This window comes from uncultured Paenibacillus sp. (genome assembly GCF_963515335.1).
GTDB lineage: Bacteria > Bacillota > Bacilli > Paenibacillales > Paenibacillaceae > Paenibacillus_I.
Map to the genome: position 1 here is coordinate 1 of NZ_CAUPYC010000076.1, position 18,458 is coordinate 18,458.

General features: G+C 56.0%; 18 protein-coding genes. 3 read left to right on the forward strand and 15 right to left on the reverse strand.

All coding sequences use genetic code 11. The features are described from left to right. A partial coding sequence (locus RWM61_RS17660; protein WP_314003236.1) for an acyltransferase occupies positions 1 to 608 on the reverse strand: 608 nt, incomplete at its 3' end. Between the two features lie 169 nt (positions 609 to 777). Between RWM61_RS17660 and RWM61_RS17665 the strand changes: the two genes are divergently transcribed. Continuing rightward, the gene (locus RWM61_RS17665; RefSeq protein ID WP_314003238.1) at positions 778 to 1,116 is read left to right on the forward strand and encodes a hypothetical protein; all 339 of its coding nucleotides are present in this window, start codon (positions 778 to 780) and stop codon (positions 1,114 to 1,116) included. 59 nt (positions 1,117 to 1,175) lie between these two features. Here RWM61_RS17665 and RWM61_RS17670 read toward each other — a convergent pair whose 3' ends face one another. The 6 genes from RWM61_RS17670 to RWM61_RS17695 form a co-directional block, all read right to left on the reverse strand. Continuing rightward, entirely contained in the window at positions 1,176 to 1,739 is a 564-nt protein-coding gene (locus tag RWM61_RS17670; protein WP_314003241.1) for a ribonuclease H-like YkuK family protein, read from the reverse strand. Positions 1,740 to 1,950: 211 nt separating this feature from the next. Further along, entirely contained in the window at positions 1,951 to 2,319 is a 369-nt protein-coding gene (locus RWM61_RS17675) for a metalloregulator ArsR/SmtB family transcription factor (protein ID WP_314003243.1), read from the reverse strand. 70 nt (positions 2,320 to 2,389) lie between these two features. Continuing rightward, on the reverse strand, positions 2,390 to 3,673 hold the full coding sequence (locus tag RWM61_RS17680) for an Nramp family divalent metal transporter (RefSeq protein ID WP_314003245.1): 1,284 nt from the start codon (positions 3,671 to 3,673) through the stop codon (positions 2,390 to 2,392). Between the two features lie 168 nt (positions 3,674 to 3,841). After that, a complete protein-coding gene (locus RWM61_RS17685; protein WP_314003247.1) occupies positions 3,842 to 4,987 on the reverse strand; it encodes a peptidylprolyl isomerase in 1,146 nt (381 codons plus the stop codon). 184 nt (positions 4,988 to 5,171) lie between these two features. Continuing rightward, positions 5,172 to 5,306: a hypothetical protein gene (locus tag RWM61_RS17690; RefSeq protein ID WP_314003249.1), complete on the reverse strand. Its 135-nt coding sequence runs from the start codon at positions 5,304 to 5,306 to the stop codon at positions 5,172 to 5,174. A 142-nt stretch (positions 5,307 to 5,448) separates the two neighbouring features. After that, on the reverse strand, positions 5,449 to 6,534 hold the full coding sequence (locus RWM61_RS17695; RefSeq protein WP_314003261.1) for an AI-2E family transporter: 1,086 nt from the start codon (positions 6,532 to 6,534) through the stop codon (positions 5,449 to 5,451). Positions 6,535 to 6,691: 157 nt separating this feature from the next. Here RWM61_RS17695 and RWM61_RS17700 point away from each other — a divergent pair, with 157 nt between their 5' ends. Then, complete coding sequence (locus RWM61_RS17700; RefSeq protein WP_314003262.1) at positions 6,692 to 6,925, forward strand: cold-inducible protein YdjO-related protein; 234 nt, start codon at positions 6,692 to 6,694, stop codon at positions 6,923 to 6,925. Between the two features lie 203 nt (positions 6,926 to 7,128). Here the strand turns inward: RWM61_RS17700 and RWM61_RS17705 are convergent, their stop codons facing one another. From RWM61_RS17705 to RWM61_RS17740, 8 genes are all read right to left on the reverse strand, one after another. Next, positions 7,129 to 7,560: a protein-export chaperone SecB gene (locus tag RWM61_RS17705; RefSeq protein WP_314003263.1), complete on the reverse strand. Its 432-nt coding sequence runs from the start codon at positions 7,558 to 7,560 to the stop codon at positions 7,129 to 7,131. Next, positions 7,561 to 7,824 carry a hypothetical protein gene (locus RWM61_RS17710; RefSeq protein ID WP_314003264.1) on the reverse strand — a complete coding sequence of 88 codons (264 nt, stop codon included), beginning with the start codon at positions 7,822 to 7,824 and terminating at the stop codon, positions 7,561 to 7,563. Positions 7,825 to 8,773: 949 nt separating this feature from the next. After that, complete coding sequence (mglC, locus tag RWM61_RS17715) at positions 8,774 to 9,793, reverse strand: galactose/methyl galactoside ABC transporter permease MglC (RefSeq protein ID WP_314003265.1); 1,020 nt, start codon at positions 9,791 to 9,793, stop codon at positions 8,774 to 8,776. A 16-nt stretch (positions 9,794 to 9,809) separates the two neighbouring features. Then, entirely contained in the window at positions 9,810 to 11,327 is a 1,518-nt protein-coding gene (locus RWM61_RS17720; RefSeq protein WP_314003266.1) for a sugar ABC transporter ATP-binding protein, read from the reverse strand. Positions 11,328 to 11,414: 87 nt separating this feature from the next. Further along, entirely contained in the window at positions 11,415 to 12,506 is a 1,092-nt protein-coding gene (locus RWM61_RS17725) for a galactose ABC transporter substrate-binding protein (RefSeq protein WP_314003267.1), read from the reverse strand. Positions 12,507 to 12,725: 219 nt separating this feature from the next. Beyond that, positions 12,726 to 13,787 carry a substrate-binding domain-containing protein gene (locus tag RWM61_RS17730; RefSeq protein ID WP_314003268.1) on the reverse strand — a complete coding sequence of 354 codons (1,062 nt, stop codon included), beginning with the start codon at positions 13,785 to 13,787 and terminating at the stop codon, positions 12,726 to 12,728. Next, positions 13,780 to 15,552: a histidine kinase gene (locus RWM61_RS17735; RefSeq protein WP_314003269.1), complete on the reverse strand. Its 1,773-nt coding sequence runs from the start codon at positions 15,550 to 15,552 to the stop codon at positions 13,780 to 13,782. Before RWM61_RS17735 ends, RWM61_RS17730 begins: the two co-directional genes overlap by 8 nt. After that, the gene (locus RWM61_RS17740) at positions 15,549 to 17,207 is read right to left on the reverse strand and encodes a response regulator (RefSeq protein WP_314003270.1); all 1,659 of its coding nucleotides are present in this window, start codon (positions 17,205 to 17,207) and stop codon (positions 15,549 to 15,551) included. Before RWM61_RS17740 ends, RWM61_RS17735 begins: the two co-directional genes overlap by 4 nt. A 198-nt stretch (positions 17,208 to 17,405) precedes the next feature. Between RWM61_RS17740 and RWM61_RS17745 the strand changes: the two genes are divergently transcribed. Continuing rightward, positions 17,406 to 18,194, forward strand: coding sequence for an HAD family hydrolase (locus tag RWM61_RS17745; protein ID WP_314003271.1), 789 nt, complete (start codon positions 17,406 to 17,408; stop codon positions 18,192 to 18,194). Positions 18,195 to 18,458: the final 264 nt, after the last annotated feature.

An 18,458-nucleotide genomic window follows, 5' to 3' on the forward strand; every position in this document is an offset into this window, starting at 1 on the left:
CACGGCTCTTCCTGTTCAGTTCTCCCAGGCATAGCCTGGGGCTTAATATTTGAGTAATGGGTGTTCAGAATGGCGAACGCCCATTGCACCGCGAAGCCGAGCGGAATCGCCCAGTTTCTCAGCCAGGCGGAACGCCCAAGCGCACGGATCAATAAGGGGAAGAGGATATAAAATTGGACGCTGATGAACACGAAATAAAGATGATCGTTCGCACGCCCGGTGAGCAGCCGTTTCATGAACTCGGTGCCGATGGCGAGAGGCGGGTAGCCGTAATCGGCCATGTAGGGATAGGAACGCACCATGAAATACAACACCGAGAACAGAATATAAGGGATGAGGATGTACAGCATCCGGTTACGGTAAAACGTTCTGAGGCGATCCCCGGTAAACGGCTTGCCGAAGTAATTGTAGAACAGCACGAAGCTGCTGAGCAGAATGAAGGTAGGGGTGCCGTATTTGAAAAAGATGTTGGCGAAATTGTAAACGAACAATGCCGCCGGATCCGCCGCCCGATTGAGCGCGGTCGAGCTCGTATGCACGATAATGACGCCAAGGATGGCGATGGCGCGGACGATATTGATTTCCGCCAGATGGCTTTTCTTCGTCATAGACGTGTCTCCCTGTTGTATCCGTATACACATACTTAAACCGAAATCGCCCGATTGCCACAGGAAAGTTCCGGGATAACAATTGGAGAACCTGGCCGATACTAACCGGGATTCGACCGGCTTTCGCAATGGGTAAGGAATACAGGATAGACGAAAGGAGGCTCGCCGCATGAGCGATAATAAACGCGATCAATCCCTGGTTACCGAGCGCGACATTGATCCCGATTACGGCATGTTCCGCGCGAACCGGGACACGATGGCCGACCCGGTTCCCGATGCGGAAGAAAGGCTGGAGGAGATGTATCCGGCGGACCAAGTGCTCGCGGGCGCGGAAGCCGCGCCGGGACCGGCGAACGGCGCAGGGACCGAATTTCCGGACGTGCCGGACGCCGACGCGCTTGCAGAGGACAGCCCAATCGACCCGGCTGCGCCGAAGGATGTGTTCCACGGCACCGATTTGCTGAACGGCGTCGGCCATGAACCGGAAGACGAAGACGAGGGCATCTGAGGCATGCAAAAAAGCCGTCCCCCCGGCGGACCGCATTCGTCCGCTTGAAGCACAGCCGTCTAGACGCTTTGTTTGGTAAACCGGTTCGCATAGGCGGAAGCCGCATAGGAATCCGGCTTGACGCGAGCCGCATACATGCCCATCGCTTCCACCCGTTCGATCATTTCCTTCACGTACAGCGACGTCTTGTTTATGACCGGATGGGTTCCGGCGTCGATGTCGATGAACAATTCCAATGACGCCCCTTTGTACACATGCGGGGTCAACAAATCCTCCATCCGGGCGATCGTCGTCTCCATGAACCGTCCGGCGATCTCCTGCGAAAGCGACGTTTCAATCGCCAGCTTCTCGCGGAGAGACCGAAGCTCCCGGGGCACGATGACTTGCCGGTAGCATGCCCATGCGCCTTTGCCGAGCCTGCGGATAATGATGCCCGTGACGAACTTGGTGTATCCGCGAAATACCTGGCTGTCCGTACCGACGACGAAATGGTACGCCGCCTGCGGGTCCTGTGTCATGAAGTTCATAATCCTCTGCTGCACATCATCCAGCGTCAGCCCGGTCTCCGTCACATTCTGAAAAACGAGCGCGTCCTGTATCTGAGCCCGTACGTTCCGTTTCATCGTCATCACCCGCCTGTCTGAACTTGCGATGGCTGCGATTAATAAGCTGTGACGTTAGCCGCGTATTTTCTTCATTCTGACGAACCGGACGGCCCTATGTCAACCCCGGCCGGCGCCTATATTAGGATTGCCGATAATAATTTACGGTAAACGCCGGCAAAAAAAAGCATGCACAAGGACATTCTGTGCATGCTTTTTTGTACTCGCCGTGTCATTTATGCCTCAAGTGCTCCAGCGTGAGAATAAAGATTTGAGCCACATGATCGTCATCCAGCGAATAATAAACCGTTTTGCCTGCTTTTCTGCGCTTCACGATTCGCAGATTGCGCAGAAAGCGCAATTGATGAGAAACCGCCGACTGTCCCATATCCAACACAACGGTCAAGTCGTGTACGCACAGTTCGCATTGATGAAGAGCGTGTATGATCTTGACGCGGGTCGGATCACCCAAGGCTTTAAACAAATCCGCCAAATCTGCAGCAGTGGATTCGGTCACTAACCGGCTTTTCACTGTCCGGATATCTGCTTCGGAACCCGCGCAGCTGTCTTCGCAGGCGGTTTCATGCATCATTTTTTCCACGATTTCACCCGCCTCATCCTGTCCTTCAACCATTATAACATACATGAAGCGTAATCGTTTTCTAGAAATCCTAAAACTCCCCGCCGAAGGCTTGGTACAGCAGCAGCACGTTCAACGAGATGATGATAACGGCAACCGTTACGACCAATACGTTCGTTATCGGTTTGTTTGCGTAGCGGCCCATCAGCTTTTTGTTTTTCGTAAACAGAATGAGAGGAATGATGGTAAAAGGAAGCTGCATGCTTAAGACGACCTGACTTATAATCAATGCCTTAAGCGCGTCGATACCCATACCGATTATGATGAGCGCAGGAACCATGGTGACGAGACGTCTGATCCACAACGCTATTCTGACCTTCAAAAAGCCTTCCAGAATGTACTGCCCCGCCATAGTGCCTGTAACGGAGGAAGACAAACCGGAGGAAAGCAAAGCTATGGCAAACGCCAGGCTGGCAAATCCCCCAAGCAGCGGAGTGAGCGTCGCGTAAGCTTCTTCGATGGACTCCACGCCGTAGCCGTTCGCAAAGAAAACCGAAGCGGCCATAATGATCATGGATGAGTTGATAAACCATGCTATGTTTAAAGCGGCCGTCGAGTCAACGATCGAGTATTTATATACGCGATGGTTGTGTTCAGGGTCTCCCGGTCTCAACCGGTGTTGCACGATGGCGGAGTGCAGATAAATATTATGAGGCATTACGGTTGCGCCAAGCATGCCGATCGCGACAAACAGACTGGAGGAATCGAGCCTCGGCACAAAGACGCTGTAGCCGATTTGCAGCCAATCCGGTTTTGCAAGGAAAATTTCAAATACATACACGAGAGCGACAATCGCGACAAAGCTGAAAATGACGATTTCCACAACGCGATAACCGTACCGGTGAAGCAGCAAAATGCCGAATGTAATCGCGCCGCCGATCAATGCCGCCGGGAACATGGGAATCCCGAACAAAATATAAATGCCCAATGCCGCTCCCAAAAATTCCGCCAAATCCGTCGCCATAGCCGCAAGTTCGGCCGTAATCCACAAGAAGAAAGCAACCGGTTTGCGAAAATGCTCTCTGCAGTTTTCCGCCAGCGACTTGCCGGTCGCAACTCCGAGCTTTGCCGCCAGTATTTGAAGCAGAATAGCCATCAGGTTGCTTAACAGCAGTACCCACAGAAGCGTATATCCAAAGGTGGCTCCACCCTCAATATTCGTCGCCCAATTACCGGGATCGATGTAGCCGACGCTTACGAGAAAAGCCGGGCCCATAAACGGGACAGCTTTGCGCAGCGCGCCTTTCCTGCTCCATCGGAACGGATGTGCTTTTGGGGTAGAAGCCAGTTCGGATTGTCCGGATAGTTCCCTCATTTCTCTTCACCACCTCACTTTCATTTAACCACAAAAGTTTCCCTTGAGCAACTTATTGTATGCGGTAAAGCTCGAAAGTTTGACTCGAAAATTTTCGCCCGACTTTGCAAAGCGACTAAAAAAACCGCTCCCTGACGATCGGGGAGCGGCGTTCGCGCACAAATCAACCTATTCCGTTGCGCCGTCAGCCGTCGTTGCCGGGGCGGCGGCATCCGCCGGCTCTTGCAGCAGGCTGTTTTCAATCTTTGCGTTTGCTTTCAGATCGGCTATCCAGGAAGAGGACATTTCTGAAACTTTCTGCATCACCAATTGCTGGCGAATGTCCGCCTTTTTATCCTCAAACTTCGCGATAACGGCGTCTTTGCGGTCCGTGACTTTCAGAACGTGGAAGCCTTGGCTGGTTTGGACAATTCCCAGCTCATCCTTCTTTTGAAAAAACGCGGCATCCTCAAGCGGCTTCTCCATCTGCCCTTTCGCGAAGAAGTTCAAATCCCCGCCTGAATCCTTCGACTGCGGGTCAAGCGATTTTTCCTGGGCCAGCTGGGCGAAATCGGCGCCTTCGTTCAACTGCTTCCGGACCGTCTCCGCCTCTTCCTTCGTGGCGACAAGGATCTGGGATGCGCGTACCTGCTCAGGGGAATCGAAGGACGCTTTATTTTCATCAAAGAAATTCTTAACCTCTTCATCGGTAACCGTTACTTTGGGCTCAAGCAATTTGCGGATCTTGACTTGCTCCTTCAGCTGTTCCTTCACCTCTTCCAGGCTCATGCCGCTTTGCTGAAGGGCTGCATTGAATTCTTCTTCCGATGGGAAGTTCTTTTTGATCAGCTCCAATTCCTGATTGGAATCCGCGTCTGTAATCTCGATCCCGGCTTTCTTCAATTCTTGATTAATCAGCGTGTCGACGATCAAGGTGTCCAGGGTTTGCTGCCCTCCCGCTTCAACAAGCGCATCGTAAAGCTTGTCCTTTTCAATCTGCTCTCCATTAACGGTAGCGACGGCTTCACTGCGGCCCTGCAATGGAGGATTAATCAGCACAATGACCAAAGCCGCCGCCAGTGCGGCTGAAATAAAAGGCCATACGACACCGTAGCGTTTGCCGCCCTTGTTCGGGGCAACAGCCGGATCCGCGGCAAGCGACGGTTGATCGTTCTCTTGTTCCTCCGCCTCGTCCCGTTCGGCCTCATCCCGCTCGGCATCCCGTTGCGGCTCTGCGGAGTATCCGCCGTTTTCCGGTTCTTCCGGCGTATGTGCCGATTTCTCCTGATTGCCTTTAAGCTGCTCTTCGGATTCGAGTTTATCTTTTTCCGTCATTGCGTTTACAAACTCCCTTTCAAGGTTGAAGTATAGTAGAGACAATCTCTTACGCAAATGTAACAAAAAAACCATCGTTATACCTTAAAGCCAGATAAAAAATTTGCAGCCTCCGTGCAGGCTGACAGCACAAAAAACCGGCGGATGAAAACCGCCGGTCGGCTTATAAAGATTGTGCCGGGTGTCAGTACGAGAAGAAGGCCGGATGCGCCTGCCTTAACATACGCCTCAGCGAACGCATAAGCCGCCTGCGCCTGCCGCCGCCGGCAGTCGCTGGCTTGTCCTTCGCCTTGGCTTTGCGTCTCACATCGCCGTTCACGCTCAGCACCTCCTTTGGATGACGCCCGTCATCCGCAAACAAAGCTTACTCGTTAACCGGGAACTCGATCGGACTATGCCGGGACGGCGGAGCCGCCGCTCATTATTACCCACGGGAAGGCGTGATGAAACATCCGTCGAAATCAATCCACCAAATCCTCCACTTTTTCTTGCCAGAACAACCGGTACAGGCGAATGAAGACGATTTTCACGATCAAATAAAACGGAATGACGAGCAGCATCCCCATAATGCCGGCCAAATCGCCGCCGAGCAGCAGCAGCACGATGATCGTCACCGGATGAATTTCGAGCCGCCGGCCGTATACGAGCGGGGACAGGAAATTGTCCTGGATTTGCTGGGCGATGACGATGATGACGATCGACCAGAGCGCCATCGTCGGCGACTCGATATAAGCAACGATCACGACGGGGATCGCGCCGAGCAGCGCACCGAAATACGGGATGAAATTGAGCACGATCGACACGAAGGTCAAGAGCAGCGAGTACGGCAAGCCGATCATAAGGAACCCCGCATACATCATCGCGCCGAGAATCAGATTGATCAGCACGCGGGTCAGAATGAAGCTGCCGAGGGCGTCGTCGATTTCGGCGAGCGTCTCCCTGCCTTCCATGCGGTAGCGCCTGGGGATGACGGCCAGCAGCTTGTCGCCGATTTTGCCGCCCTCTTTCAGCATGTAGAAAAGAATGACCGGTACGATGGCCAGTACGACGACGAAGTCCGACACGAAGCCGAAAAATCCCGAGAGATAGTCGGAAGCCGAGTTCAGGAACCGGTTCAAATATTCCGTCGCCCGCGCCCACAGCTCGCTTTCCCCCGGCAGCATACTGCCCACGACATCGTTTCGCCGAAGCCGGTCCGCCTGCTTCATGACGTTCTCGACCAGTTCAGGCGCATTATTGACGAACAAAACAAGCTGCTCGCGAAGCGGCGGCCACACCCACAGCACGAAGAGCGTGAGCAAGCCTGCGATGGCGACATAAATAAGCGGAACGGCCAGGCCGGGCTTCATCCCCTGGCGTCCCAGCATCACGACGACGGGCCGGAGCAAGTAATAGAAAAAAACGGACAGCATAAGAGGCACGATCAGCAGCTTGAAAAGCGACACCAGCGGCGCGAGCAGGAAGCTGACCTTCGTGGCCAGGTAGATGATCAGCAGCACGCAGATGACGGACACACAGCCTTGGATCAATCGGGTTTGCGGCAACACAGGGGGGCACCTCCGGACCGGATCGGATTGGAACATACATTCCCTGTTTACCCGCCCGCGGCCGGGTTCATTCAACATAGGTTGGGTAAGATAGGCAGCTTGCCGGCGCATGCGGGGGACGGATTAGGGTCATCTTAAAGCCGGGAGGTGGCGCGAGGTGGTCGATGTGGAAACGCAAGGACCCGATCCGGACAAGCCCGAGCTGCATCCGGTTGCGATATGGCGCTGCAAGGATAAGGCTTGCAAGGCATGGGTTCGCCAGGAATTGGCGGACTCCGATTCTCCGGGCTGCCCGATATGCGGAGGCGTGATGGGACGAAGCATGCGGCATTTGCCGAAGTTGGTAAAGAAGCACAAAGCGCCTCCGAAGCCGAAAGACCCTTGGCACTGACGGCCGAACCGGAGGATACGGCTCAGCGGAAAAAGGGGCTGTCCCAACGCGGATCGCACCGCTTATGGGACAGCCCCGCAGCGACGGCGGCATTCGTTCCTCAAGTCCGTTTTATCAGCATAGAACGCCGTCAGAACCAGTTACCATATATATATGTAGCTCTCGAAATAAAAAAAGACCGACTCTTAAGTCGGCGTTACAGTCTACTTATCTTTCACCTTAGAATCCTCGGTCTCCGCAATTATTTTTTTACTATTCTCCAAAAGAGAAACGATGTTAACTGTTGGTAAAATAATAGGGGAAGTATTCGCTTTTAGCGATATGTCAGAAACCGCACTCCTCAAATAAGGGAACATAATAGCTAATGTATTTTTTTCGCATAAAAGAGCAACTTCTTCTGGATCAGACTCTTCGTCTTTTTCAAGTTTGAAAAATCCATGCATGGTCACTTGTAACAAAAGCCCCGACTCATCAGTCATGGTACAATTTACAATAACTTCAATCTCGTCGGAGTCTAGGTAGCGTACTTCATGCCCAAATTCCAATCCTTTATTCTCGACCGACTCTGAGTCCGGTGTATATTTAAAATCTATTCTTGAAAAATAGTATCTCTCAAACTGAATTGAAGCCAGCAACTATGCCACCCCGCCCAACAAAGAAAAATTGCTGTACTTCTGTTCCACCTTAAGCTTAATTGGCGTTGATTGAATAATGTTCATAGCCTTAGAGATCGTCTTATCGATGTCAACCGCAGACGTGAAAAGATCTTCGAATAAAGCTTTTTTTTCGCACCCGTCTGCTCCCTTCAGGTAAAACCCGGGTTGGTCACTATTTAATTCAAATGTGATATCCAGTTCTTGTGCAGCTTTTATAATGTCTTGCAGACTAACTTGCATCATGTACCTCACCTCATTAATTAATAAACAAATGCCAAACCGATGAATTATCTTGCAAACTATACGGCGTTCTTAACTTTACTACGAACGAGCTTAATATCCCCAGTTATTGCCTCATTATTCCTGACGCATACCTGTACCCCGTTTAAAGCCAATTCCATCCTTACAAAAGCATCGTGTCGATCGAATCGCGAGGTCCCGGTGAAAGTCCTTTTAATTACACTGATATTCGGAGGTAACAGTTTCATGACAAAGTGACGCAACTTATCATTCTGTAGATCTGAAAACCGCACTCCCGATTGTTCAACTTGTTGAACAATCGAGTTGTAGAATTCCTCCAGCCGATTTAATCCAGATCGGCTATCCAAGTTCAAAAAATTTTCCTCGGGAACCTGTACTACAGTCTCAATAACGTGGTATTCAGAAGTGTACCTGTCATACCTATATCGCCATATAGCCCAACTTAATGCCTGCTCGATGTCCTCTCGGAAAAAATATATTCCAGGCCCTAACCAGTGATCGTCTCTGGTGACGGGCTGCACCTCAAAACCGGTTTCTAATATTTTACGCGAAAACACGTCATTGGTGCCGTGATGAAGGAGCAGGTTGTACATAGTCGATTCCGACATTCACTCACCTTATCCTTCAGAGATCATAAAAAAGTACTATAGATGGCTCGTCTGATCCCCTATAGTACAAGCTATATTCAATTTTATAAAATTGAATATAGCTTTCGACATTCGGAGTTGAATCTCCTTCTTTTTCCGAAATTTTTTGGAGAATATGATAAGTATTATATCGGTTTCAAGCTGCCAATAATGAAGAGAGCAGCTGCACTACCTAGAAGTACTTGTCGTCAAATCCTTCAATAGAAATAAGCTGGTCCATCAGCGGGATATTCCGCTGATGGACCAGTCTTTCCTATTCTATTCTGTTTCTTCCTTATATGCAGTTACTTTCTCGCCAACTGCCTGCGCATGTCGAACGCGACGGCCGCGACAATGATGAGACCTTTGATGATGAGCTGCCAGTACGGGCTGACGCCGATGTAGGTCAGGCCGTAGTTGATGACGCCGAAGATCAGCACGCCCGCCATCACGCCGCCCACTTTGCCGATGCCGCCGGCCGTCGATACGCCCCCGACGACGCAGGCCGCAATCGCGTCAAGCTCGTACATGTTGCCGTAGTTGTTCGTCGCGCCGCCGGTGCGCGCCGCTTCCAGCACGCCGGCCAGCCCGTAAAGGGCGCCCGCGATGGAGTAGATCCAGACGAGGTTCTTGGCTACGTTTATGCCGGAGACATGAGCCGCTTGAACGTTGCCGCCGATGGCGTACATATTTTTGCCGAGCCTGGTCTTGTTGAAGACGACCCAGCAGATCGCCGCGACGAATATCGCGACAAGGACGATGTACGGGATCGAATAGCCGCCTCCCAAATCGATGTAACCGCTGCCGATCTTCGTAAAGTCGGGGCGCAGGCCGCCGATCGGCTGCGATTGGTTCGGCTCCATGTCGAAGTAGAGCGAGTTCAAGCCGTAGACGGCAACCATCGTGCCGAGCGTCGCAATGAACGGCGGAACGTGGAACCACGCGATCACCAAACCGTTCACCAGACCGACGATCAGGCCCGCCGCGATGCCGAGCAGGATCGGCAGGCCGACCCACAACTGCGGCAGATCCGGGAAAAAGCGGGCTCCATACTCCTCAATCTGGAGCATGGATGCCGAGATGACGGCGGTCAAGCCGACGACGCGTCCGGCGGACAGGTCGACGCCGCCGGTAATCAGAATGAAGGCGGCGCCAAGCGCGATGATCGCGCGCGTGGACGATTGCTGTAAAATATCGCGGAGCGTGCTGAATGCAAGGAAATTCGGATCGGCGACCGCAATGCCGATGACCAGCACGACCAACACGACGAAAATGGCCCTTTCACTTAAATATTCCCTTACTCTCGTAATTGCAGGTGCGTTCATCGTAATCCCCCCATGATTATGCCATGCGCTGCTGCGCGGCCAGTCGCATGATTTCCTGCTCGGTCGCGCGTTTGCCTTCCACGATGCCGGTCATCCGTCCCTCGCTCATGACCATGATGCGGTCCGACATGCCGAGCAGCTCGGGCATTTCCGAGGAAATCATGATAATGCTCTTGCCCTGCTTGGCGAGCTGGGTAATGATCGAGTAAATCTCGAATTTGGCCCCGACGTCGATGCCGCGCGTCGGTTCGTCAAGCAGCAGAATGTCCGGATCGGTCAGCAGCCAGCGCGCGAGCAGCACCTTCTGCTGATTGCCGCCCGACAGATAGCGGATCTGCGTATTGACGGTGGGCGTCTTCGTCCGCAGCTTCTCGACATGCTCCTTCGCCACGTAACGCCCCTTCTTCTCGTCGAGCAGACCCGGAATCCATTTGAACCGGCCCAGGTTGGCGATAATCGTATTCTCGTACACCGACAGCACCGGGAAAATACCGGTCGCCCGCCGCTCTTCGGTCAGCAGCGCGATGCGGTGCTTCTTCGCGTCGGACGGCGATTTGATCCGCACCGGCTTGCCGGCGATCGATATCGTGCCCGATGCAATCGCCCTCAAGCCGAACAGCGCTTCGATCAGCTCGGTCCGCTGCGCGCCGACCAGACCGCCGACGCCGAGTATTTCGCCTTGCCGCAGATCGAACGATACGTTCTGGAACGACTTCGGGTTCGGCGACGACAAGCCTTCCACCCTCAGCACGACGGCGCCAGGCACGTTCGTCCTTTCCGGATAACGCTCGGTCAAATCGCGTCCGACCATCCTGGTGATGATCAGATCGGTCGTCAGCTCGCTCGCCGGCCATGTGCCGATATATTTGCCATCGCGCATGATCGTCACGTCATCCGAAATGCGCAAAATTTCTTCCATTTTGTGCGAAATGTAAATGATCGAGACGCCGCGGCTGCGCAGCCGGTTGATGATTTTGAACAGCTGCTCGACCTCATTGCCGGTCAGCGAGGAAGTCGGCTCGTCCATGACGATCACTTTCGAGCTGAAGGACACCGCCTTGGCGATTTCAAGCGATTGGATTTTGGAAACCGACAAAGACCCTGTGCGCGCCCTCGGATCGACATCCAGCTCCAGATCGGCGAGCAGCTCGACCGTATCCCGATACATCTTTTTGTGGTCCACAAATTTTAACGGCCCGATGCCTTTCATCGGCAGGCGCCCGAGCCAAATATTTTCCATCACATCGCGGTGCGGAACGGGATGCAGCTCCTGATGAATCATGGAGACGCCGCTCTTCAGCGCATCGTGCGAGTTGTTGATCTCGACTTTGCCGCCGTCCAGAATAATTTCGCCTTCGTCCGGCTTGTAAATGCCGAACAGGCACTTCATAAGCGTCGATTTGCCGGCGCCGTTCTCGCCCATAAGCGCATGCACGGTGCCGGGCCTTACCTTTAACGTGACGTTGCTGAGCGCCTGGACGCCGGGAAAAGCTTTCGAGATTCCCCGCATCTCCAGCAAGTATTGTTCCGCCATCTCCAATGCCCCCTAAGCCGGGTCTGTAATGTGAATCGAGGGGCAACGCCATGAAAGCCGCTGCCCCTCGCCTGTATCGAATCCGTTTTACTGTGCGTCGGCAATGTTGTCTTTCGTGATTTTCTTGTAGGCGATCCAGACGTATTTGCCGTCCGTAATGTCGTAGCCCGTATTTTCTTTGGTCGGCGTTTCGCCTTTTGCCAGCGCCGCCGCCAATGCAACCGTAGCCGCGCCCTGGTTCTTCGCGTCGTTCAGCACCGTGCCAAGCAGCGTGCCTTCCTGCAGCGCCTGGACGGCGGGAGCCGTAGCGTCGACACTGACGACCGGCATATACTTGTCTCCCGTGAAGTAGCCTGCAGCTTTCAATGCTTCGATTGCGCCGAGACCCATGTCGTCGTTGTTCGCGAGCACCGCTTCGATCTTGTCGCCGTTCGACGCGAGGAACGTCTGCATTTTCTCCTGGCCTTTAACGCGGTCCCACATCGCGGTGTCTTCCGCCAGCGCTTCGACCTTGATGCCTGCGTCCTGGATCGCCTGCACAGAGAACTTCGTGCGCAGCTCGGCGTCCTGGTGGCCCGGCTCGCCTTTCAGCATGACGTATTGCAGAACGCCGTCGCCGTTCTTGTCGGCCTTCGGATTCGCTTTCCAGTAATCGGCGATGATTTGGCCCGAGATCGTGCCGGACTCTTCGGCTTTCGCGCCTACGTAGTAAACTTTGTCCCACTTGTTCATGTCTTCGGCGATCGGCTCTCGGTTCAGGAACACAACCGGGATATCGGCCGCTTTGGCCTTGTCGATGATCACGCCTGCCGCCGTGCGGTCGACCGGGTTGATGGCCATCGCTTTGTATTTCTTGGAGATGAACAGGTCGACCTTCTCGTTCTGCGTAGGCTGGGCGTTCTGGCTGTCTACGATGTCCAGTTCGGCTTTGCCTTCCGCAGCGGCGGTCATCGCGTTGCGGACGCCGGTCATGAACGTGTCGTCGAACTTATAGATCGCGACGCCGATTTTCGGCGTTTCGCCTGCCGCCGCTCCGCCGCCGTCGCCGCCGTTTCCGCTGTTCGCAGCCTGATTGCCGCCGCCGTTATTCGCCGGTTCGCTGCCCCCGTTGTTTCCGCCGCCGCAGGCTGCGAGCGTAAGCATGGCGCCTGCGAGAGCGATGAACATCCATTTTTTCATTGTAAAAAGACCTCCCCGATCCGTTCTGGTTTTACGGTGCCTTCTGCTCCCGACCCCGTCCTGCCTGCCGGCCGGCCGCGCAGGTAAGCGTTTCACCGTCTACTGTCATTATGAGGGGCGGGAAGCGCAATGCGAATTCAATATTCTCATTAGAAATATAAAAATTCTCATTAATTATTTGCCGGTCGTCCGATACCCCGTTAAATCCGAATATTCCGGTTACTGTACGAACGGAAAAAGCAGCTTCTGGTTGTCCATCCAGAACATATTTTCCGCGTCGATGACTTTCGTTTCGATCCTTGTCGATTGATCGATCCGCTGCCCCTCGAGCAGCGCCACCGCCTGCTTGACCCCGAGATACCCGGTACTGAAGCCGTTCTGTACGACGGAGGTGTGGATGATGCCGTCCTGGAGCAGTTCCAGCTGGGCGAGCTCGCCCCCGAACGTCACGATCTTCAGACCGCCCCGCCTTCCGGGAACGGCCGACTCTTCGGCCGCGGCGATCGAGGTTGGCGCGTCCAAAGCGAATATCCCGTCAATCGCACCGCCGTCCAGCAGCTGCCGGACGGCTTGCCGGCATGGCGACAGCGAGTCGCCGCATGCCGCCTTCCGCGCTATACGGATATCGGGGTAATCCGAAAGCGCCGCGACGACGCCCGCTTCCCGCCTGGCCACATCGGGATCGTTCCTGGCAGGCCCGAGAACCGCGACGGCGCCGTCTCCGCCGAGCAGCTTTGCCATCGCTTCTCCGGCCTTGCGCCCAGCCTCTTCGTTGTCGACGGCGATCGAAGCCAACACGCCCTTGTCCGTGCGTTCATCGTTCAGCGCCAGTACCGGAACGCCGCTTCTCGACGCCCGGTCGGCAACGGCGCGCAGCACTTCACCGTCCGCCGGATCGATCAGAAGGGCGGACACGCCGTCCTTCAACGTTTGAAGCGCCGTCGCCCGCTGGATGACGGCCCCTTCCTCCGGCTCGAATGCGGCATACGCCAGCTCGACGCCGAACTCCTTCGCCGCGGCTTCGGCGCCGAGACGCATCGCATCGCCGAGCTCGCCGGCATGCACCGGCGCGATCAGCGCGATCCGTTTGGCCGGCGCCGGCTCCTCGCCGATGACGGACGAGCCGCAGGAGGCGGCGAAGCCAAGCGCAAGCAGTGCAAACGGCGCAAGCGGCGCAAGCGGCGCAAGCGGCGCAAGCAGCCGGGGCGCCGACAGCTTCCGCTCGCGTGCGCGCAGGCGCTTGCCCGGATGCGGCGCCCCCTTTGTCCACCACCTACTCATCCGCGCCCGCCCCCTCCCTCACTTCTCTGACAACCGGTATCCGGACCCGAACCGTCGTCCCTTCCTCCAGCGCGCTCTCATAGGACAAGCCGTATTGAATGCCGTAATACAGCCGGATCCGGTCGTGCACGTTGCGGACGGCCACGCCCGAGCCGGCGCCGCTCTTGTCGATCACTTCTCCGGACAGCAGCCTGGCCAGCGTCTCCGGCGACATGCCGACCCCGTTGTCCGCAACCTCGAACTCAAGCGCGCCGCCGGCTGCCGAAGCCCGAATCCGGATAAAACCCTCGTCGACCATGTATTCGATGCCGTGCACGATCGCATTCTCGATCAGCGGCTGAAGCACCAGCTTCAAGGTCATACAGGACAACGCCTCCTCATCCGCTTCGATGGCGAATGCGAATTTGTTTTTGAACCGCATCTGCTGGATCGTCAAATAATGGCGCGCGTGCTCCAGCTCCTCGGCCGCCGTAATAACCGTTTTCCCTTTGCTCAGGCTGATCCGGAACAACCTCGACAGCGAGGTGATCATCGTGATGACCTCCTCGTTCTTGCTCATGCCGACCATCCGGACGACCGAATTCAGCGTATTGTACAGAAAATGCGGGTTGATCTGCGCCTGCAGCGCCTCCAGCTCGTATTTGCGCTTCGACTCCTGCTCGACGATGATCTGCCGCATCAGCTGCCTGATTTTGTTGACCATCAGGTTAAACCGGCTGGAGAGGCGCTCCACCTCCAGAGGGCCCTGCACCTGGAGCTCCACGTCGAAATCGCCTTTTTCCACCGCTTTCATCGTCCGCTCCATCAGCCGGATCGGCCGGGTCAGCGTCGAAGCGAGGAGCATGGAGAACATGATGACCAGCACAAGCACGACCGCCAGCACGCGAATCATATAACGGTTCACTTCCTCGCGGGTCGTCATCATCTCATCCAGATACGATACGCCGACGACCTTCCAGCCGATGTTGGCCACCGACTTGACCGTAATCAGCCGCTTCACGCCGGCCGACTCGTCCACGTAGCTGTCCGACGATTTCAGCGCGCGCTCCACGCTCTCGTTTTTGAGCCCCATATAAATGAGCTGCTGCTGGGGATGGTACACGATATTGCCCGCGCCCTCGTCGATGATATAGACGTAGCCCCGCTTGCCGAGGCTGATCCGGCTGCTCAGCTCGTCGATCGCCTTGAAGTTGATGTCGACGAGCAGAATCACATTCATCGGCTTGCCGTTCCGGACCACCGTCACGCCTTTGCTCATGGATACCACCCACTTGTATGTGCCGGGGTACAGGTTCTGGATATGCGGCAGCGAGAAGCCCAGATGGTTCGGCACGCGCAGCGCGGCATGGAACCAGCTCTGCTGCGTCACGCGGGCGCTGTCGCGGACCTGGACCGAAGGACGGTTGCGCAGCAGGTTTCCCTGCTCGTCGAACAGCGCGATCGAGACGATATCGTCGCGGCTGCTGATGATCGTATCGAGCTGCTTGGTCACCTGCTCGTCCTCCCATTGGCCGTCGACCAGCATGTTTTGCTCGATCGATCGGTACAGCCGCGCCATGCCGGCTACGTAATCCTCCAGATTGTAGCCGACCTGGTCGACGATCTGCTGCGTGTTCAAATAAGCGCTGCGTTCGGCCGTTTCCGAAAATTTATCGTACAGCAGCACGGCGACGATCGACAGCATGAGGAGGATCAGCACGGAGAACGACCAGGTCATGATCGACCGGATCGTATTCATGCGAAGCTTTCTGGCCAGCGTATTCATCCGCCCCGCTCTCCTTCGGCCGCCGCTATCGCCCGGCCGCGGTAATCCTTCGGCGAGACGCCGACCTGCTTCTTGAAGCAAAAGCTGAAATAGTTCGGATCCGCGAAGCCGACCCGCTCCGCGATTTCAAACGCTTTAAGCTCCGTCGTGCGCAGCAGCTCCTTGGCCGTCTCCATGCGGATGTGCATCACGAAGTGAACGAAGGTCATCTTTACTTCCTTTTTGAAAAGGCCGCTGAAATAACCCGTGCTGATATGCAAATGCGAACAGAGGCGCTGGATCGAAATGTCCGGATCGTTGTAATGCTCCTTCGTGTAAGCGATCGCCTTCTCGACGATATCCTTATACGTGTGCTGGCGGCGGCTCGCAATATGCTGGAGGATGCGCAGGCAAAGCTCGTTGAACCAGCGCTGCGCCTCCGGCAAGCCGGCAAACTTGAATATTTCGGCATACAGCTGGAAGCCCGCCCCGAACAGCTCGTCCAGGTCGACGTCGGCGTCCTTCGCCGTTTTCAGCACGGCCGTCACGACCTCCAGCAGGTAAACCTGGATGTCGCCGTAGGCGCAGACCGTTCCGGCAAGCTCGTCGAAAATGGCGTCCACGGCCTCGCGCAGCTCCTCCGCGGTGCCCACCTTCAGGCAGCGGATCAGCGCCTGCTCCTTGAGCTCGTCGAAACGGAGCTTCTCCGCGGGACGGCGTTCCACGTCGTGAATGTAGATAAGCCGCTCCGTTCCCGGCACGAGACGGTAATCGAGCGCGAGCATGGCGTCCTCGAACGAATATTTCACATCCGACAGCTCGGGCACGACCGAGCCGGCGCCGATCGTCACGGGCAGCTTCAAATAGTGATCGATGCTGCGCAGCACCGTATCCAGCGCATCCTGCGCCCGCCGGGTCCAGCCGCTCGCGCCGGACTCGGCGAATACGGTCATCAATACGATATTGTCCTGATGGATAAAAGCGCTGCCGAGATTTTGCTGCTCCCATATTTCGGCGGCGACGTTGAGCACGGCGTACAGCTTGAGGTCGAGATCGCCCGAGCTGCGGAGCGAATGCTCGGACGCCGTCTCATCGCCTTCTCCCTGCTGGTGCAGCGAGATGACGGCGACGGCATAGCCGCTCCCCGCAAGCCGCAGGCCGTAATTTTTCGCTTTTTCCTCGATCGCGGGGCGTGACAGCTTGCGGGTCAGCAGCGACGCCAGGAACGTCGCCCGCAGCAGGGGCAGACTCGTCCGGTAATGCTCCTTCAGCTGCCTGACGTCCTCGCGCTCCGCAACCTCGGCCTCGATCTTGCTCCGTATTTTGGCAAGCATCCGGGTCAGATTGTCCGCGGAGAACGGCTTCAATAAATATTCGTCGACGCCGAGCCGGATCGCCCGCTGCGCGTAATCGAATTCGTCGTAGCCGGTCAAGAGCACGATCTTCACGAGCGGATGCGCGCCCCGCAGCCATTCGGCCAGCTTCAGCCCGTCCGTGAACGGCATGCTGATGTCGGTTATGACGACGTCCGGCTGCAGGCGGTCGGCCAGCTCCATCGCTTCCTTGCCGTTCTCGGCGGTGCCGGCGACGGTGAAGCCCGCTGCGCCCCAATCGATTTCATCCAAAAGCCCTTCCCGCACATCCGCCTCATCATCCACAAGCAGCACCTTATACATCTGTCGTCCTCCCGAAATCCCCATTATCGCCATGTAAGCGTTTGTTAAAATCATTGTCCATGAAATTCGCGCGCTTGGCAACGGGATTTGTCGAAAACAGGTTGAAAACGGCGCCGTCAAAACTTATGATTACTTACATGCCGGCTCACCGGCAGGTGAACCGGGGCAGCATCGCACCGGGAAAAGGAGTTTCTGCGGATGATCAAATTGTTGATAAGCGACCTGGACGGAACGTTGATTCATAACCATGCCACGATGAAGGATGAGGATTTGAACGCGCTGAAAATGGCGATGGAGAGCGGACTGGAGCTCGCCTTCGCTTCCGGCCGCATGTACCCGGAAATCCGATCGGTCATGGAAGAGCTCGGCAAGCGGACGCATGCCATCTCCCAGAACGGCGCATTCGTGCATACCACCGACGGAAGCATGATCCTGCAGGAGGCGTTCGACCCCGGGCTCCAGCGCGCGCTTATGGAAGCGGGCGAGGGCACGCCGTTCCTGACGCTGCTTTGCGCGCCCGATTACTATTTTGTAGAGCGGATGAGCGGGCATGCCGAGCGGATCGCCGGCCGGCTGATGGCGCCGATGCGGCTCGTCCCGGATGCGCGCGAGCGGCTCGGGCGCGATATCGTCAGCGGCAAAATGTCGTTCTTCGGCGGCCTCGATGCGCTGCGAAGCTTCAGGGAGCGGCTGATGGAGGCGTACGGCGACAGCATCGACGCTTATATTTCGGACATCGACTGCATGGATGTGATGCCGCGCGGCGTATCGAAAGGCACGGGCGCGGAGGCGCTGCTCAAGCATTTGGGCCTGGGCGCCGACGAGGCGGTATGCGTGGGCGATTCGTTCAACGATCTGTCCATGTTTGCGGCGATCAGGCACAGCTTCGCCATGGAAGGCGCCCACCCCGATGTGCGCGCGAAAGCGTCCCGCACGACGGACGGTGTGGCCGCGGTCGTCGCATGGGCGATGGAGAGCAGCCGGTAAAGCGTAGACTCTACCGCTTTCCGTTCCACTAAACCGCACGACGTCTCCTGTTAGCCCCAAATTCTCCATCGCGCTCTCACAACCGGTTAGCGGCATACGGTGCCGCTACCAAAGGTTATCGCCGCTTTAGCGGCGCATTAGCGGCACGCGGTGCCGCTAGCTTCCCGTTAATCCTCGTCATCGCGCTCTCACAACCGGTTAGCGGCATGCGGTGCCGCTACCGAAGGTTATCGCCGCTTTAGCGGCGCATTAGCGGCACGCGGT

Bases quoted from the DNA above. Each gene is read 5' to 3' on its own strand.
- RWM61_RS17665 (WP_314003238.1), top strand. From the start codon at position 778: ATGAGCGATAATAAACGCGATCAATCCCTGGTTACCGAGCGCGACATT.
- RWM61_RS17670 (WP_314003241.1), bottom strand. From the start codon at position 1,739: ATGAAACGGAACGTACGGGCTCAGATACAGGACGCGCTCGTTTTTCAG.
- RWM61_RS17680 (WP_314003245.1), bottom strand. From the start codon at position 3,673: ATGAGGGAACTATCCGGACAATCCGAACTGGCTTCTACCCCAAAAGCA.
- RWM61_RS17685 (WP_314003247.1), bottom strand. From the start codon at position 4,987: ATGACGGAAAAAGATAAACTCGAATCCGAAGAGCAGCTTAAAGGCAAT.
- RWM61_RS17710 (WP_314003264.1), bottom strand. From the start codon at position 7,824: ATGATGCAAGTTAGTCTGCAAGACATTATAAAAGCTGCACAAGAACTG.
- mglC (WP_314003265.1), bottom strand. From the start codon at position 9,793: ATGAACGCACCTGCAATTACGAGAGTAAGGGAATATTTAAGTGAAAGG.
- RWM61_RS17720 (WP_314003266.1), bottom strand. From the start codon at position 11,327: ATGGCGGAACAATACTTGCTGGAGATGCGGGGAATCTCGAAAGCTTTT.
- RWM61_RS17725 (WP_314003267.1), bottom strand. From the start codon at position 12,506: ATGAAAAAATGGATGTTCATCGCTCTCGCAGGCGCCATGCTTACGCTC.
- RWM61_RS17730 (WP_314003268.1), bottom strand. From the start codon at position 13,787: ATGAGTAGGTGGTGGACAAAGGGGGCGCCGCATCCGGGCAAGCGCCTG.
- RWM61_RS17735 (WP_314003269.1), bottom strand. From the start codon at position 15,552: ATGAATACGCTGGCCAGAAAGCTTCGCATGAATACGATCCGGTCGATC.
- RWM61_RS17740 (WP_314003270.1), bottom strand. From the start codon at position 17,207: ATGTATAAGGTGCTGCTTGTGGATGATGAGGCGGATGTGCGGGAAGGG.
- RWM61_RS17745 (WP_314003271.1), top strand. From the start codon at position 17,406: ATGATCAAATTGTTGATAAGCGACCTGGACGGAACGTTGATTCATAAC.